The 16,102-nt window shown below is 60.6% G+C and carries 13 protein-coding genes and 1 pseudogene; 6 read left to right on the top strand and 8 right to left on the bottom strand.

Annotated features, from left to right (window positions below; all coding sequences use genetic code 11):
- The first annotated feature begins 589 nt into the window (after positions 1-589).
- Positions 590-1,798 (top strand): hypothetical protein, encoded by a 1,209-nt coding sequence (locus ACZCWR_RS34460; protein ID WP_487307017.1) that lies wholly within the window; start codon positions 590-592, stop codon positions 1,796-1,798.
- 279 nt (positions 1,799-2,077) lie between these two features.
- On the opposite strand, the gene ACZCWR_RS34455 is transcribed toward ACZCWR_RS34460, so the two are convergent.
- From ACZCWR_RS34455 to ACZCWR_RS34445, 3 genes are read right to left on the bottom strand one after another with little or no spacing between them, the layout of a single operon-like run.
- Entirely contained in the window at positions 2,078-2,461 is a 384-nt protein-coding gene (locus ACZCWR_RS34455) for a VOC family protein (RefSeq protein WP_487307016.1), read from the bottom strand.
- A 13-nt stretch (positions 2,462-2,474) separates the two neighbouring features.
- The gene (locus ACZCWR_RS34450; protein ID WP_487307015.1) at positions 2,475-3,611 is read right to left on the bottom strand and encodes an MFS transporter; all 1,137 of its coding nucleotides are present in this window, start codon (positions 3,609-3,611) and stop codon (positions 2,475-2,477) included.
- 40 nt (positions 3,612-3,651) lie between these two features.
- Positions 3,652-4,425, bottom strand: a complete 774-nt coding sequence (locus ACZCWR_RS34445) for a DeoR/GlpR family DNA-binding transcription regulator (RefSeq protein ID WP_487307014.1) — start codon at positions 4,423-4,425, stop codon at positions 3,652-3,654.
- Positions 4,426-4,763: 338 nt separating this feature from the next.
- Between ACZCWR_RS34445 and ACZCWR_RS34440 the strand changes: the two genes are divergently transcribed.
- The 5 genes and pseudogenes from ACZCWR_RS34440 (at position 4,764) to ACZCWR_RS34420 (ending at position 10,263) form a co-directional block, all read left to right on the top strand.
- Complete coding sequence (locus tag ACZCWR_RS34440) at positions 4,764-5,426, top strand: DUF4397 domain-containing protein (protein ID WP_487307013.1); 663 nt, start codon at positions 4,764-4,766, stop codon at positions 5,424-5,426.
- 399 nt (positions 5,427-5,825) lie between these two features.
- A pseudogene (locus tag ACZCWR_RS34435) lies at positions 5,826-6,134 on the top strand (mercuric reductase); the annotation flags it as partial.
- A 195-nt stretch (positions 6,135-6,329) separates the two neighbouring features.
- Complete coding sequence (locus ACZCWR_RS34430; protein ID WP_487307012.1) at positions 6,330-7,721, top strand: dihydrolipoyl dehydrogenase; 1,392 nt, start codon at positions 6,330-6,332, stop codon at positions 7,719-7,721.
- Between the two features lie 122 nt (positions 7,722-7,843).
- Positions 7,844-8,590 carry a carbonic anhydrase family protein gene (locus ACZCWR_RS34425; protein ID WP_487307011.1) on the top strand — a complete coding sequence of 249 codons (747 nt, stop codon included), beginning with the start codon at positions 7,844-7,846 and terminating at the stop codon, positions 8,588-8,590.
- 191 nt (positions 8,591-8,781) lie between these two features.
- On the top strand, positions 8,782-10,263 hold the full coding sequence (locus tag ACZCWR_RS34420) for a purine-cytosine permease family protein (protein WP_487307010.1): 1,482 nt from the start codon (positions 8,782-8,784) through the stop codon (positions 10,261-10,263).
- Here ACZCWR_RS34420 and ACZCWR_RS34415 read toward each other — a convergent pair.
- The 5 genes from ACZCWR_RS34415 to hutC all read right to left on the bottom strand — a co-directional run bounded on the left by ACZCWR_RS34415 (position 10,224) and on the right by hutC (position 16,075).
- Positions 10,224-11,621 (bottom strand): formimidoylglutamate deiminase, encoded by a 1,398-nt coding sequence (locus ACZCWR_RS34415; RefSeq protein WP_487307009.1) that lies wholly within the window; start codon positions 11,619-11,621, stop codon positions 10,224-10,226. The two genes, ACZCWR_RS34420 and ACZCWR_RS34415, sit on opposite strands and share 40 nt — an antisense overlap.
- The gene (gene hutI / locus ACZCWR_RS34410; RefSeq protein ID WP_487307008.1) at positions 11,618-12,850 is read right to left on the bottom strand and encodes an imidazolonepropionase; all 1,233 of its coding nucleotides are present in this window, start codon (positions 12,848-12,850) and stop codon (positions 11,618-11,620) included. The genes ACZCWR_RS34415 and hutI overlap by 4 nt, the downstream gene beginning before the upstream one ends.
- Entirely contained in the window at positions 12,847-13,425 is a 579-nt protein-coding gene (locus ACZCWR_RS34405; RefSeq protein WP_487307007.1) for a HutD/Ves family protein, read from the bottom strand. Before ACZCWR_RS34405 ends, hutI begins: the two co-directional genes overlap by 4 nt.
- Positions 13,422-15,110, bottom strand: coding sequence for a urocanate hydratase (hutU, locus tag ACZCWR_RS34400; RefSeq protein WP_487307006.1), 1,689 nt, complete (start codon positions 15,108-15,110; stop codon positions 13,422-13,424). Before hutU ends, ACZCWR_RS34405 begins: the two co-directional genes overlap by 4 nt.
- Positions 15,111-15,334: 224 nt before the next feature.
- Entirely contained in the window at positions 15,335-16,075 is a 741-nt protein-coding gene (hutC, locus tag ACZCWR_RS34395; RefSeq protein WP_487307005.1) for a histidine utilization transcriptional repressor HutC, read from the bottom strand.
- Between the last annotated feature and the right edge of the window lie 27 nt (positions 16,076-16,102).

The following is a 16,102-nucleotide window of genomic DNA, read 5'->3' as shown; positions in this document are numbered from 1 at the left end:
GCCACCCAAACCGTCCTTATCACATTTGAAACAGGCCTTGAAAGCGCCGCCTGTTATGACATCGCGGCGATATTTAGTGGTTTTAAGTGTTTTTGTATCGTTCAGTTGTGCAACACATTCCCGCATTCACCCAAATCAACGATAGCCGTTCAAAGGCAACGCTCATCCCTTCAATTCGACGATCATTCACTCGAAACTTGAGGCATAAAGAAAACGGGGCGTATCAAAACCGAAAGGTTCCTGCCATCTGTCGTCGCCTGATGAGCTATTGAAAAACGGTACGCGCCCGAATGTCCGGGCCGCTGGTCGATTATCGGCGTTTGGCATGCTCTGCGCTAACTCCGGAACTCGCGGTTTATATGCGAATAACGTGAGTGTTTGAGGAGCAACAATCAATCAAACGTTCGATTCATTCGTATCGACCGATCTTGAGTTCAGTGTCCCGCGCGAACGGATGACGAACCTCCTCGCCATCGCATAGCTCCGTTATCGCGCTTTCGCCGCTGTACTTCCACTCAAGCGGGCCGGCCACCATTACGGGGGCGGCCCCTTCGTCACGTCACGTTTTCTCCATCGACCGGAGTCCAAGATGAGCACGTTGACCGTTGAATATCCGCAATACAAAGCTCGTTCGCAAACGCGTTCGCAAGTCATCAAAAGATGCGTCAGGGTTGCGCTTCTGACGGCGTCGCTCGTCGCTGCCTTGCCGGGCAATGCGGCGGATGACATCGCAAGCCGAAAACCATCGCCATCGCCCGAGTTCCTTTATGTCGGCGATATCGGGGGCGACGGTAGCTTCATCAGGCGGGTGAACCTCACAAATGGCGAAACCATCGTCATCGCGTACGACAATGCCGCCCTGCCGAATGGCTTGCATGGACCGATGGGCCTGCTTGTCATGAAGAACCGTCTCATCGTCAGCAATCAAAACATGGATGAAACCGGCACCACGAACGGCGATCTGATGCAGTTCTCGTTTCCACAGGGCGACTTCGACCGCTATGTGGTCAGCTACCAGGACAAAGGCGCACCATTTGCGCCACAAGGAATCGTCTTCGGCGGAGGAAGCAATGGATGGCCCCACCGATATCAGCCGGACTCCTACTACGTGGCCGACGCGGGCACTCGCAACAACTCTTGCGAACCTGAGAACGCAGGGTCTGTGCGAGTGTATAACGAGCAGGGCGCCTTCCTGTACAAGCTCGAACTTGAGCGCAGGAAATTTCCTTTCAGCTTCTACCCCCGTGGCGTCGTTTTTGGCCCAGATGGAATGCTCTATGTCGCGGCACGCGGATGTCCCGCCTCGGACACGCCCGACCAACTGAGCGCGTACCTGCTCAAGTTCGACCCGTACAGTCGTAGGCTCGTCGAGGTCATCGCGACTGACCGGGATGTGCCGCGCGGCGTGAGCTTCCATCGGCCCGAGGGGTTGGTGTTTGACAAACAAGGATATCTGTGGGTGACCAGTTTCCGAAATGCGGCGGACCCGAACGATGTCGACCGCATTCTGAAGTTCAACGTTCGCACGGGGAAGGTCATAGACCAGATCTTGCTCTGGGAACCCGGCCATCCGCGTGCGTACTCACAGGCGATAATTTTTGGACCGGGAGGTCGCCTGTTCGTGCCGATCACCGGAAATGACCCAACGACGACCGGACAAATTCGGAGCTACGACATCCGATCGAAAACGTACGGGATAGTTGCGCAGTCGGTCCGCGATGGTGGCGCGCTGGAAAGCCCATGGTTTCCAATTTTCGAAAAGTCCGACCCGGCGACGCTTTCCTATCACGGCAAATAAGGCCTTCCTGCAATCATAGGCTTCGGTCAATTCTGTGAGAGCATGAAATACCGGAAACGCCGAAAAGAACGGCTGCCACCAGCGGGTGGCAGCCGATGATTACCAAAGGCGTTCAACTCCCGCTTCTGGGCGATCAATGGCGCGTTTGCACGGCGAATATTGCGGGCGTCGCGCATCGGGTTGGCTGTCGTCGCCGGCGCTCTATTGGTGAGCAAGAATTTGCAAAGACGGTAGCGCGAACGGAATCTTCAGAGAGCCCCGTTCGCGCCATGCATCCAGTCAAACCGTGATTTCGATTCGCGTACCGTCGGGCGTCGCAATGACGGCCTCGTAGAACCCGTCGCCCGTCGACCTCGGACCGGATAGCAAGCACCCATCGGCTTTGCATCTTGCGGCCAGGGCATCTACCGCATCACGATTGCTTAATGAAATCGCAATGTGATCCCAACCGAAATGCTCTTGTTCCTGCGCAGGTGACAGCCACGGTCCTGTCATCAGCTCGATCTTGGTCGGGCAATCGGGAAGGGTGATAAAGCATGAGGTAAAGCCAGGCCGGCGCTTGCTGCGGTATATGTCTCCGACATCAGCGGAGAAGTAGCGCTGCCAGAACAGAGCGCTGGCCAACAGGTCTTCGGTCCACAACGCCACATGAGCGATAGACATTGCATTCATCCGTTTAAGCTCGACGTTGAGTGACGAGTTGAGCGCAACACGGGACAAGACACAGTAAAGCCGCGAGTAGCCAAAAAGCGCTTTCTAGATTGAGTTCTTTTGCGATGAAGCCAATTCCTGCCGGCCCGGTGAGGTATCCCGCATAACCAACAATCGATATTGACGAGACTGCAAGCGATGCGGGCATTGCTTTTTGCACGCCGGCTTGACGGAACAGCACAGGGACAATGTTCGATGCCCCGAGTCCAATCAGCACAAAGCCGCTCAATGCGATGACCGCGACGGGACTCGTCAAGAGAACGGCGAAGCCGCCAATCGCCAATATCCCTCCCCAGAACATCGTGAGTCTGTCGCCGAACCGCGCGGTAATTGCGTCACCGGAGAGCCGTCCGGCCGTCATCGCGACCGCGAACAGCATATATCCCCAGCCGCCTTGCGCGGTGGAAACAAGCTCCTTGTTCGTGATGAGCAGGGCGCTCCAGTCCAGCAGTGCACCTTCCGCAAGAAACGAGACCGCTGCAAGCGCGGCGACCACAATGACGATGCCTCGCGGAGCAACAAACAAGGGAGGCTTCTCGCTTATGGTCGGTGGCAGGAATCCGGGCCGTGCGACGACCACCGCCAATAACACGATTAGCGAACCTAACAACGTACACAGAAGCGGATTGACCTTCAGAGACAGGAGCAGTGTTACGAACCCGGCTCCTGCGAATCCTCCAACGCTGAATAGCGCATGAAAACCCGACATGAGCGGGCGAGCAGATGCCGCTTCCACTTCGACCGCATGCACATTCATTGCCACTTCGAGCAATCCGAGGGACGCGCCGAAAAGGAACAGAGCAAACCCTAATTCGAACTCAGTCCTCGCCAGCGTCAGGAGGGGAAGGAGCAACGCGAGTCCGGTGCCTCCGAAGAGGATGACCGGCTTGCTGCCGAATCTCGCGATGAGACCGCCAGAGAGGGCCATTGCGACGACAGACCCAATTCCGAGGCATAAAAGGAGAAGGCCTAGCACACCATCGTCGACCGCCAATCGTTGTTTGGCAAAAGGAACGAGCGGGGCCCAGCACGATAAGCTGAATCCTGCCGCAAGGAAGGCGAGTCGTGTTGCAAGGCGACTCGCAGGCGAATTCACGGACATGGTTCTTCTCTCAGACGGATTTGCTTGGATTGCGCGGCGGTCAACGCTTTGCCGCAACCAGCACGGCCGGTCCCGCTTCCGCGATGCGCTTTTGCTCTGGCGTCGAGATGCCGGACTCCACTATCAAAGTCGCGAAAGCCTGTAGCGGCTGGACTCTGTAGGGTGCTCGCGCATTGAGTTTCTCTGAAGTCACAAGGGCCAACGAGACTCTGCTGGATGCCATGACCGCGCGCTTGAACGATGCATCTGCCGACGAAAACACGCTGAGGCCATGTTCGACCGATACGGAGCAAGCACCGATGAAGCTCCGGTCGAAATTCAGCATGGAGACTTTCTCGATTGCGTTCGCGTCCACCGCGCCTCCGATCGCAATGTCGACCTCACCGCCAAGCAAAACGAGCTTGAGATCTGCACGTCGGAGCACGGCCATCGCAATGTCAATCGAGTTCGTTGCGACCGTTAATTCGTGGTCCTCGGGAAGAAGGTCGATGAGCGCCAAGTTAGTGCTGCCGCAGTCGATAAAGACAAACTCGCCCTTGCGAATCAAGGGAACGGCGCGCCGCGCCAACGTCGCTTTGCGTTCGCGGGCTTTGTCGATGCGGGCGGCAATCGGGACGTCATCTACCGGGATAGGTAATGCGCCGCCGTACACCCGCCGGCACAGTCCTTCTGCCGCGAGCGCTCGAAGGTCTCTTCGTATCGCATCCTCGGACACCTCGAACTCGAGCGCGAGCGTCGCTGCAACGACAGCGTCTCCATTGGCGAGGCGGCTTGCGATAGTTTCTCGTCTTCCAAGAGGGATTTCATCGTTCATGCCTCGATCATATCGTGCATAAACAAGAAAGTAAACGTGCAAAATCGTGCGGGAAGTGGTTTGCTCTGGCGGGCCTCTCGGCGAGCGCTTGCTTGTCAGCCGAAGCCTCTCCCATTCCAAAGCAGAGCTTACTAAACCGGTTTCAAAGACAGGCGTACGTTCGACTGAGACGAACAAAAAATAAACATGGACAGCGAAATTCTTCGGATTACAAAGTTTGTCTATCTTGTTTATGAATATCGCTGGTCTATATTCTTTGTCAGGAGCCAGGCACCGCTGAGGCGATTTAGTCGAACGAATAATATCGCCCGCTCGCGACGCGTGATAGGGAGTGCGACGTGATTAAATTACTCGCGATATTTTTGGTTTGCTTCGCCTCGGTCATCGCAGGGTGCGGTGGAGACGACAACAATACGGGGGACACGCATCTCCGGATCTTGCATGCATCTCCGGATGCGCCCAATGTTGATGTGTACATCGACAACACATTGGTTCTTGCCAATGTCCCTTATCCCAATGCATCGAATTATCTGACGCTTTCCGCGGGCGCTCATAACCTCAAGATCAATGCGGCAGGCACAACGACAACGGTAATCAGCGTCTCACCGGCTTTTGCCAGAGACGGCTTCTACACAGCGATCGCTGCGAACTTCGTGGCAAGTATTCAACCGCTTCTCGCGACCGATGATGCGTCGACTCCTGCGACCGGACAGGCACGACTGCGGGTAATTCATGCGGCTCCCGATGCGGGACCGGTGGACATACTCGTCAATAATCAAGCGGTGCTGTCGAACGTGCCATTTGCCGCGATCAGCAACTATCTGACTATTCCCGCTGGCACTTACGATATCAAAGTCAATGCGGCAGGAACGGCAGTCACCGCTATTGAAGTGAGCATCGTTGCAGCAGCGGGCAACAACTATACGGCAGTGGCACTAGGGTCTAAGAAGACTGCTGCGACCAATCCGCTCATGCTGAAGTTGTTGACAGACGGAAAGTGATTGGCGGCCGACGTATTGCGCGATAACGACGAGTCAGGTGGCTTAATCATCCGAAGCGCCGTGGGTGTCGAACGCATGATTGAACATAGGATGATTTTAGATTTTACATAAGGTTATTTAACGGATAATTTTGCCCGTCCGCACAAGTCCGCTTCGCGGGCAAACGATTTGTTCGACCTCCCGCTCAGCTAAAGACTCCTTCACTCAGCACAGCGATCGATTTTTTCCTGAAGCGCGCCCAAAAAGACATTCACCCTGTTTGGACATATTGCCTGCTCGGCATCACCGCCCAGACCGACAAGTCCTCCATCCTCGCATCTGTCAAATCGATCTGCACGAGTGACTTGTCGGCCAGTTGCCGGAAGACATCCCGATACGTCAGTTGCGCAAGTCCAAGTCCTCAACGACCGGCTGCAAACGTCCGCGCGCGTTGTCTGGGCAATCGGCGAAGAGTCGATGACTTTCGAATCGTGCGCGACAACACGCCGCTCGTGCGCGTGGGCCTGCGCGAAACCGATGCGCTGCGCGACGGCATCCCCGGGCGCATCGCGACACTACCGATGAGCAATGTGCTGCGAACCGAAGCGACGGACGAAACGCAAGGCTTCACGATGATCGGCTCCGAAGCTCAGGGATGCCGTGATCTCTCATCTGACGATCGTCGAGGGTCTTGGACCACTGCTGGCGAAGTTGCCCGCACGCGAGTGACAAAGCGCATCCGCATCGCGGCAGGAGACCGAGCAAGTCCATATGAGCCGAATGAGTGTTTTGTTGAGACGGTCGAGCGTTCCCGTCGCGGACCATTGACATTACATTGAACTCAGGCAACGCAACCCGATTCTCTTGGACGCAGCCGCCAATCATTTCACCGAGCACGGCAGCGCATTATTATGGAGATGCATCATGATCACGCTTTCTACTGATGTCGCTGTGATTGGCGCCGGCACGGCCGGGCTCTCTGCATACCGGGCAGCGAAAGCCGCCGGTGCGCGTGCAGTACTCATCGAAGGCGGAGCATACGGGACGACCTGTGCGCGCGTGGGCTGTATGCCGTCCAAGCTGCTGATCGCGGCAGCCGAAGCGGCCCACGCAGCGCGCCGCACTGCACCGTTCGGCGTTCACATAGACGGTCAGGTTCGCATCGACGGCCGTGAGGTGATGGCGCGTGTTCGTAGTGAGCGTGATCGATTCGTGGGCTTCGTCGTCGATTCAACCGAAAAGATCGCAGCAGAAGACCGTCTCATTGGTTACGCGCGTTTTCTCGACGATAACCTGCTTCAGGTAGGCGATCACACTCGCGTGAAAGCGCGAAGCGTCGTGATCGCGACGGGGTCATCGCCTGTGTTGCCTGCGCTTTATCGCGCCCTCGGCGATCGCGCCATCGTTAATGACGATGTCTTCGCATGGACGGACTTGCCCCGGAAAATTGCCGTGATCGGTGCAGGCGTGGTGGGACTGGAACTCAGCCAGGCGCTGGCATGGCTCGGCGTCGATGTCACCTTGCTTGGCGCGCGGGGCCGAGTGGGTCCTCTCACTGACGGCGTGATACGTGACTACGCGCACCGCGTTTTCAGTGACTCGTTTCGCTTCGAGCCGAACGCGGAGGTGGAGGCGGCCACCCGCGAGGGCGAAGTCGTTCACCTGCGTTATCGTGACGGCGCGAACAATCTGGTCGACGACAGCTTCGACTATGTTCTTGTGACGGCGGGGCGTGCGCCCAACGTCGGCGGTCTGTCGCTCGAGAACACGACGCTCGGCGTGGATGCGCGTGGCGTGCCTGTCTTCGATCCTCGGACTCTGCAGGTCGGCACGCATCCTGTGTTCATGGCGGGCGATGCCAACGGCGTGTTGCCACTGTTGCACGAGGCCGCTGACGAAGGTCGGACGGCAGGTGCAAACGCCGCTCATTTTCCGGTGCTTGAACCACTCGTGCGCCGCGCACCGATTTCGGTCGTGTTCACCGAGCCTGGTATTGCGATGGTAGGCGCCAGGCACGTCGATCTTCCTGCCGATAGCTTCGTGACGGGCGAAGCAGACTTCGAGGATCAAGGACGCAGCCGCGTCATGCTGCGTAATCGTGGGCTCATGCACGTCTATGTCGATCGTGCGACGCGTCGTTTCGTTGGAGCAGAATGGATCGGACCGGATGCCGAACATATCGCGCATCTGCTCGCGTGGTCGCTACAGGCGAACCTGACGATCGATGCAATGCTGGCGATGCCTTTTTATCATCCTGTGGTCGAAGAAGGATTGCGGACAGCACTTCGCGATGCGGAAGCACGGTTGGTAAGGTGAGCGACGTTGTATGTGTTGGCGGCGCGATGTAGGCGCCTGGCGTCTTTCCTTCCCTCCCCGCCTTGCCGGACCTATAGTGAAGCAGCGCCCTCTCCCCTGCACGTTCACCAGGACCGACGACCATGCCCAACGCGTTTAGATATGCATCGCTGTGCGGCTGTTCCGCGCGCCGCCGCTTCCTGCAACGCGCCGGCGCCGCCGCGCTCGGATTCGCCAGCGCGCCTGCCTTCATCTCGCCCGCTCACGCCGATGCGCTGACCAAAGCGCAGCGCGATCGCATGACACCGGAGGCGATCATCGACGAGATGAAGCAAGGCAACGCGCGCTTTCAGCGAGGCGAACGCAAGGCACGAAACTATTTGCGCGAGCAGAAAGCAAGCGCGTCCGGCCAGTATCCGGCGGCGGTCCTGCTCAGTTGCATCGATTCGCGCGCACCGGCCGAAGTCATCATGGACCTGGGGCTGGGCGACATTTTTAACTGCCGCGTGGCGGGCAACATCGAAAACAACGACATTCTCGGAAGCATGGAGTTCGCGTGCAAGCTGGCCGGGGCGAAGGTGGTCGTCGTGATGGGACATACCAAGTGCGGTGCAATAAAAGGCGCCATTGCCCATGTCGAACTCGGCAATCTGACCGCTTTGCTGGATCGCATCAAACCGGCCGTCGATCAGACAAAGTACGACGGCGAACGCACGGCGTCCAATTACGCATTCGTGGACGCCGTTGCACGTACGAACGTGGCGCTGACGGTGCAAAACATTCGTCGCGACAGCCCTGTTCTCGCCGGACTCGATCAGCAAGGTGAGATCAAGATCGTCGGCGCCATGTACAACCTCGAGACGGGCGCCTTGAAGTTCTTTGACGCGTGACCGGCGGCGTCGGGCGCTTTACCGATTGCCATGCGCGCCGATCAAGGCAAATGGGCTTCAGGTAACAGTAATGCTCGATGCCGCGTGCAGTGATTTCCCTAATTTCTCATAACTTGTCTATACAAGATGATGTAAGGAGGAGTTTCCCCCAATCAATTTTCATCTCTCATCAGGCGTCGGAGGCTCACCGCATGAAGGAGCGCGATATCGTCACCAAACAGGACCATGAAGGCCCACAAGTCTTCGAGACCCGGTCCATCGATCACATCCCCGACGCCGAACGTCACGGCAGCTTGTATAGCCAGTTCACGCTGTGGCTTTCCGCCAATCTTCAGGTGACGGCGATCATCACGGGCGCGCTGGCCGTCGTGCTCGGCGGCGACGTGTTCTGGTCGCTGATCGCGCTGCTGCTGGGTCAGCTCATCGGCGGAACGGTGATGGCGCTGCACGGCGCGCAAGGCCCGCAACTCGGGCTGCCGCAAATGATCTCGAGCCGCGTGCAGTTCGGCGTCTACGGCGCGGCCATTCCGATCGTGCTCGTCTGCATCATGTATGTCGGCTTCTCCGCGAGCGGCACGCTGCTGGCCGGACAGGCGACCGCGCAATTGCTCGGTGTGCCGGACACCACCGGCATCTGCCTGTTCGCCGTGCTGATCGTGCTGCTGACGCTGCTCGGCTATCGCGCGATCCATCTGGTGGGACGCGTGGCGAGCGTGATCGGCGTGCTCGCCTTCGTGTTCATGTTCACGCGGCTGTTTGCGCAACACGACATCGGCGCGCTGCTGGACAACCGGCACTTCTCCGTCGCCAGCTTTCTGCTTGCGATGTCGCTGTCCGCTTCGTGGCAGATCGCGTTCGGCCCCTATGTCGCGGACTATTCGCGTTATCTGCCGCGCTCCACGTCGTCCGTTCGGACGTTTCTCGCGGTGGGCCTCGGTTCGGTGATCGGCGCGCAAGCCTCGATGGTGTTCGGCGTCTTTGCCGCCGCACTCGCCGGCAAGGCGTTCGCGCATCATGAAGTCACGTGGATCGTCGGTCTCGGCGCAAGCGGCGGCATCGCCGCGCTGCTGTACTTCAGCATCGCGTTCGGCAAGCTGACGGTCACGACACTCAACGCCTACGGCAGCTTCATGTCGATGGCCACGATCGTCAGCGCGTTCCGCGAGAAGCAGGCTATTTCGACGCGGCATCGCCTTATGTACATCATCGGCATGGTGGGCGTTTCCACGCTCGTCGCGCTGGCCGGACGTCATGCGTTCCTCAAGGAGTTCACCACGTTCATCCTGTTCCTGCTGGCGTTCTTCACGCCGTGGAGCGCGATCAATCTGGTCGATTACTACTGCTTCACGCGTTCGCGCTACGACGTGCCCGCGCTCTCCGATCCTGACGGCCGCTATGGGCGCTGGAACGTCACCGCGATCGTCATTTACACGCTCGGCGTGCTCGTGCAGATGCCGTTCATCTCGACGGGCTTCTACACCGGTCCGCTCGTCGATGCGCTGGGCGGCACGGATATCTCGTGGATCATCGGACTCGTCGTGCCGGGCCTCATCTATTACGGCATGATGCGGCGTGCGAATCGAAGCTATCCCGCGCGGCTGGTTCTACCGGCGGGACAGGCTCATGGATTGGTTCACGAGTCGGCGAGCAGGCGCGACAGCACCGCGCGATAGTCCGCGTAAAGACGTGCCTCGTCGCGATGACAGCCTTGCTCGACGACGCGCCGCCCGCCCGTATAGACATCGCGGACCGGCGTGCCGCCATGCTCGGCGAACACGACCGACGAAAGCCAGCTACGCGCGGTCTGCTCCGCGAGATTCGGATGATCGGGGTCGAGCACGATCCAGTCCGCGCGCGCACCCGCTTCGAGCCTGCCTACCGCGCGTCCGGTGGCGCGCGCACCGCCGTCCAGCGCGGCGGCGAACAACCGGTCGGCGACCTGTGCGCGATCGGGCGCGGCCAGCACATTGCGCTCGCGCCGCGCGAGACGCTGTCCGTATTCGAGCAGACGCAACTCCGCGCGCCAGTCCACGCCGATATGGCTGTCCGAGCCCACGCCGAACACGCCGTTTGCATCGAGATAATCGTGAGCGGGGAACAGGCCGTCGCCAAGATTCGCCTCGGTCGTGAGACACAGGCCTGCGACGGCTCCGCTGCGCGCGAGCGCGGCGGTTTCGTCTGCATCGATATGCGTCGCATGGACGAGGCACCAGCGCGCATCGACATCGAAACGATCGAGCAGCCAGCGGACCGGACGCGCGCCTTCGGCTTCGAGGCAGGCATCGACTTCGGCCGTCTGTTCGGCGATATGGATATGCACCGGCGCAAGCGTATCCAGTCCTTCGAGCAAGGCACGCAACGAGGCTTCCGACACCGCGCGCAACGAATGCGGCGCCACGCCGTAACGCAGATCGCCGCGCTCGGGATGCGCGCGGCGCAAGTCATCGACGATCCGCAGCAACGCGTCGGGCGTATTGACGAAGCGCCGTTGATCGTCGCGCGGCGGTTGCGCGCCGAACCCGCTGTACTGGTACAGCACCGGCAACATCGTCATGCCGATGCCCGTCTGCGAGGCCGCCTGAACCACGCGCTGCGCGAGTTCGGCGCGATGGTCATAGGGCACGCCGCCGGGCGCGTGATGCACGTAATGAAACTCGCAAACAGACGTATAGCCCGCCTTCAGCATTTCGACATAGAGCCAGCGCGCGATGGCGCCGAGATCATCGGGCGTGATGCGCGCGGCGAAGCGGTACATCAGGTCGCGCCAACTCCAGAAGCTGTCGCGCGTGCTCGCGCGATATTCGGTGAGGCCCGCCATCGCCCGTTGAAACGCATGCGAATGAAGGTTCGGCATGCCGGGCACGAGCGGTCCCGCCGCCTGCGGCGCATCGTGCGGCGCGTGATCGAGATCGGGCGTGACGCGTTGCAGCGCGCCGTCCGGCGACCATTCGAGCAGCACGTTACGACGCCAGCCGTCGGGCAGCCAGGCGTGTTCCGCGAACAGCGCCTGCGAGGGTGAGTGAGTAGTCATATGTTCGGATAGCGCTCGGAGCGCGCGAAAACGGTGTCGCCGCCGCGCACGACACGCGCGCACAGCGGACGGCCGAACCAGTAGGCGAGTTCCGCGATCGACTGCACCGGCCACACCGCGAAGTCCGCCGGGCGTCCGGCGGCGAGCAGGCCGTGACGGTCGCTGTCGCCGAATGCACGCGCGGCGTGACGCGTCACGCCTTGCAGCACTTCGGGCACGGTCATACGAAACAGCGTGCTGGCCATGTTCATCATCAACAAGAGCGACGTGACCGGCGAGGTGCCGGGATTGCTGTCGGTGGAAATGGCGATGGGCACTTCATGACGGCGCAGCAGATCGAGCGGCGGCAATTGCGTCTCGCGAATGAAGTAATACGCGCCCGGCAGCAACACCGCGACGGTGCCTGCTTCCTTCATCGCGGCGACGCCCGCTTCGTCGAGATATTCCAGATGATCCGCCGACAACGCGCGATACCGTGCGGATAGCGCCGCGCCGCCGCTGTTGGACAACTGCTCCGCATGCATTTTCACGGCGATGCCGCGTTTGGCGGCCGCCTCGAACACGCGCTCGCTCTGCGCCAGCGTGAAGCCGATGCGCTCGCAAAACACATCGACGGCATCGACAAGTCCTTCGTCGGCAAGCGCGGGCAGCATGCGCTTGCACACCTCGTCGATATAGTCGTCGGCGCGGCCCGCGAACTCGGGCGGCAACGCGTGCGCGCCGAGAAACGTCGTGCGCACGGTGACCGGATAACGCTCGCCGAGTTGCCGCGCGACGCGCAGCATCTTGCGCTCGGTGGGCAGATCGAGACCGTAACCGGATTTGATTTCGATGGCCGTCACGCCCTCCGCGAGCAGCGCTTCGAGACGTGCGGCGGATTGCGCGAACAGCGTGGCTTCGTCGGCGGCACGCGTGGCGCGCACCGTCGATACGATGCCGCCGCCCTGCCGCGCGATCTCTTCGTAGCTCGCGCCCGCGAGCCGCTGCGCGAACTCGTCGGCACGCTGGCCGCCATAGACGAGATGCGTATGGCAATCGACGAGGCCCGGCGTGACCCACGCGCCGCGCAAGTCTTCGCGCGGCCATTGCTTCATGTCGGCGGGCAGATCGGCGTGCACGCCGAGCCATGCGATCTTGCCGTTTTCGACGGCGATGGCGGCATCGTCGATGGTGTGGTCGGGGTGGCCTTCGGCGCAGAGTTTGAGGTTGTGCCAGAGCGTGCGCTTCATTGCATGTCCTTCAAGGCGATGGCGAGTAACGCGCCGCTGCCTTCGGTTTCGATATGTGCGCGAGCGTGATCGATACGCAGCGTGTCACCCTGCTCCAGCGCGAAAGGCTCGCCACCGTTCACCCGCACGCGCCAGGCACCTTGCGCGCAATACAGGAGCGCCGTGTCGGCATCGAGATCATGCGATTCGGGCGCGCGCCATGGTTCCAGCGTACCGTGCGCCATGTCGCGGCGAACCATCAGATTGAAGTCGCGCGTGGGACCATCGACGAGGCTTGCATCGATCGATGCCTCGCCCGCGAATCGTGCGATGTCGAGCGGCCGTTCGAGCACATGCACGCGCTCGCCTTCGCGCAGCCGCATGCCCGCGCCGTCGAGCAACACCAGCGTGCGATCGATGCCCGCAAAGCGCGAAAACGGCCCGGCATGCGCCACCTCCGCCACGCTCACGCGCCACGCGAACGTGTCCATCGATGCGCCCGCCGGATACGCCGCGATCTCGCGCGTGACGCCGCCGCCGTTCTTCCACGGCGACGCCACGAGGTCCGCGCCGCGAATGAGCGAAGTCGATGTCATCGGCCGAGCATCGGCAGATTGAGGCCGGCTTCGCGCGCGGTCGATTGCGCCAGCTCGTAGCCGGCATCGGCGTGACGCATCACGCCCGTCGCGGGATCGTTGAACAGCACGCGGCCGAGGCGTTCGTGCGCGGCATCGGTGCCGTCGGCGACGATCACCACGCCCGAATGCTGGCTGAAGCCCATGCCGACGCCGCCGCCATGATGCAGCGACACCCACGACGCGCCGCCTGCCGTGTTCAGCAATGCATTGAGCAGCGGCCAGTCGCTGACGGCATCCGAGCCGTCCTTCATGGATTCGGTTTCGCGATTCGGACTCGCGACCGAACCCGTATCCAGATGATCGCGCCCGATGACGACGGGCGCCTTCAGTTCGCCCTTCTTCACCATCTCGTTGAACGCCTGTCCCAGTCGATAACGATCCTTCACGCCGACCCAGCAGATACGCGCCGGCAAGCCCTGGAACGCGATACGCTCGCGCGCCATGTCGAGCCAGTTGTGCAGATGCGGATCGTCGGGGATCAGTTCCTTCACCTTGGCATCCGTCTTGTAGATGTCTTCAGGATCGCCCGACAGCGCGACCCAGCGGAACGGGCCCTTGCCCTCGCAGAACAGCGGGCGGATATACGCAGGCACGAAGCCCGGAAAATCGAACGCGTTCTGCACGCCCATTTCCAGCGCCATCTGGCGGATGTTGTTGCCGTAATCGAGCGTGGCCGCCCCGCGTTCCTGCAGCGTGAGCATCGCCTGAACCTGCTTCGCCATCGACTGCTTGGCGGGCGTCACGATGCTCTGCGGATCGGTCTTCTGACGCTCGCGCCAGTCTTCGATCTTCCAGCCTTGCGGCAGATAGCCATGAATGGGATCGTGCGCGCTGGTCTGGTCCGTCACGCAGTCCGGTGTGATGTTGCGCTCGACCAGTTGCGCGAACACGTCGGCGGCATTGCCGAGCAGGCCGATCGATACCGGCTTGCCGCTCTCTTTCGCCGCTTCGATCATGGCGAGCGCCTCATCGAGCGTCTTCGCTTTCTTGTCGACGTAGCGCGTCTTCAGGCGGAAATCGATGCGCGACTCGTCGCATTCCACCGCGATCATCGAAAAGCCCGCCATGGTCGCGGCGAGCGGCTGCGCGCCGCCCATGCCGCCCAGACCGCCCGTGAGAATCCAGCGGCCGCTCGGATCGCCGTTGAAATGCTGGTTCGCCACCGAGAAAAACGTCTCGTAGGTGCCCTGCACGATGCCTTGCGAGCCGATGTAGATCCAGCTACCCGCCGTCATCTGGCCGTACATCATGAGGCCTTTGCGGTCCAGTTCGTGGAAGTGATCCCAGTTCGCCCAGTGCGGCACGAGATTGGAATTGGCGAGCAGCACGCGCGGCGCATCGGCATGCGTGCGGAACACGCCGACCGGCTTGCCCGACTGGATCAGCAGCGTTTCGTTTTCGTTCAGATCCTTGAGCGAGGCGAGAATCTGGTCGAAGCAGTCCCAGTTGCGCGCCGCGCGGCCAATGCCGCCGTAGACCACCAGTGCATGCGGATGCTCGGCGACTTCAGGATCGAGATTGTTTTGAATCATCCGGTACGCGGCTTCGGCGATCCAGGTCTTGCAGGTTTTTTCGCTGCCGCGCGGGGCGCGAATCGTGCGGGTCGGATCGAGACGCGGATCGATGTGTTTGGGATGGTTCATATGCTTCGCTCAAAGAAGAAAGTTGTCGAAGGCCCCGCTTTGTTATCGCAGGCAATAAAACCAGTTTAACGATGCCAAGTTGTATATACAAGACGAAGAAGCGAGTTTTTTATGCAGGGTATACGCGATGACCGGGCATCGTAAATTGTGCTCTGAAAATAAAAAACGCGGATATTCGGCAACGAATACCCGCGTCAGCGTTTTCATCGAGTTGACTAGACAAGCTACACTTTTCCGACCAGATGAAAGCGCGAGGACGGATGCCACAGTTGCACCGACGTGGCCACGCTGTCGCCCACCCAGGTCCGGCGCGACACGAGCAGGCACGGCTCGCCGATTTCCATTTCGAGCAGACGGCGAATGGTCGCGTTTGGCTTTTGCGCATCGATGCGGAACTCCGCGCGCTGAATGGGCGCGAGCCGCACCATGTAGTGATTCGGCGTCTCGCCGGTGAAATCCTGCTGAAGGTAATCCGGGAACAGACGAGGATTGGTGTAGCGGTCTTCGTATTGGATCGGCGTACCTTCCTCGGCGTGCACGATGCATGAGCGAAACACCGGCCCCTTGGCCAGATCGAGCGATGCGACCGCTTCCGGGTCGTCGGAGGTTTCGAGCGTGAGCACGCGCGCCGTATGACGATGCCCGCGCGCCGCGATTTCATCGGCGATATTGCGTACTTCGAGCACGGTCGATTCATAATGCCTCGGCGCGACGAAGGTGCCCGAGCCCTGCACGCGCGTCAGCACGCGCTCGGCGGTCAGTTCGCGCAGCGCGCGCGAGGCGGTCATGCGCGATACGCCGAATTCCTTCACCAGTTCGGTCTCGGAGGGAATCGTGTCGCCGGGCTTCCAGGTGCCGTCGGCAATCCGGTCGGTCACGTAGCACTTGATCTGTTCATAGGCAGGCAGCGTATTGCGCCGTTCGGCGCCGCCCGGTTTCGGGTCAAGGTTCGGCTTGGTATCCATTGTGTGCGTGTCGATTCCTTGATGGCC

The sequence above is a fragment of the Caballeronia sp. A2-2 genome, assembly GCF_057612605.2.
The sequence above is the reverse complement of the archived record's forward strand: the minus strand, read 5'-3'. Positions and strand labels throughout refer to the sequence as shown.

What these genes read in the sequence shown, in the direction of transcription:
- ACZCWR_RS34460 (WP_487307017.1), top strand. Translation starts at nt 590, where the DNA reads ATGAGCACGTTGACCGTTGAATATCCGCAATACAAAGCTCGTTCGCAA.
- ACZCWR_RS34455 (WP_487307016.1), bottom strand. Translation starts at nt 2,461, where the DNA reads ATGTCTATCGCTCATGTGGCGTTGTGGACCGAAGACCTGTTGGCCAGC.
- ACZCWR_RS34450 (WP_487307015.1), bottom strand. Translation starts at nt 3,611, where the DNA reads ATGTCCGTGAATTCGCCTGCGAGTCGCCTTGCAACACGACTCGCCTTC.
- ACZCWR_RS34445 (WP_487307014.1), bottom strand. Translation starts at nt 4,425, where the DNA reads ATGAACGATGAAATCCCTCTTGGAAGACGAGAAACTATCGCAAGCCGC.
- ACZCWR_RS34430 (WP_487307012.1), top strand. Translation starts at nt 6,330, where the DNA reads ATGATCACGCTTTCTACTGATGTCGCTGTGATTGGCGCCGGCACGGCC.
- ACZCWR_RS34425 (WP_487307011.1), top strand. Translation starts at nt 7,844, where the DNA reads ATGCCCAACGCGTTTAGATATGCATCGCTGTGCGGCTGTTCCGCGCGC.
- ACZCWR_RS34420 (WP_487307010.1), top strand. Translation starts at nt 8,782, where the DNA reads ATGAAGGAGCGCGATATCGTCACCAAACAGGACCATGAAGGCCCACAA.
- ACZCWR_RS34415 (WP_487307009.1), bottom strand. Translation starts at nt 11,621, where the DNA reads ATGACTACTCACTCACCCTCGCAGGCGCTGTTCGCGGAACACGCCTGG.
- hutI (WP_487307008.1), bottom strand. Translation starts at nt 12,850, where the DNA reads ATGAAGCGCACGCTCTGGCACAACCTCAAACTCTGCGCCGAAGGCCAC.
- ACZCWR_RS34405 (WP_487307007.1), bottom strand. Translation starts at nt 13,425, where the DNA reads ATGACATCGACTTCGCTCATTCGCGGCGCGGACCTCGTGGCGTCGCCG.
- hutU (WP_487307006.1), bottom strand. Translation starts at nt 15,110, where the DNA reads ATGAACCATCCCAAACACATCGATCCGCGTCTCGATCCGACCCGCACG.
- hutC (WP_487307005.1), bottom strand. Translation starts at nt 16,075, where the DNA reads ATGGATACCAAGCCGAACCTTGACCCGAAACCGGGCGGCGCCGAACGG.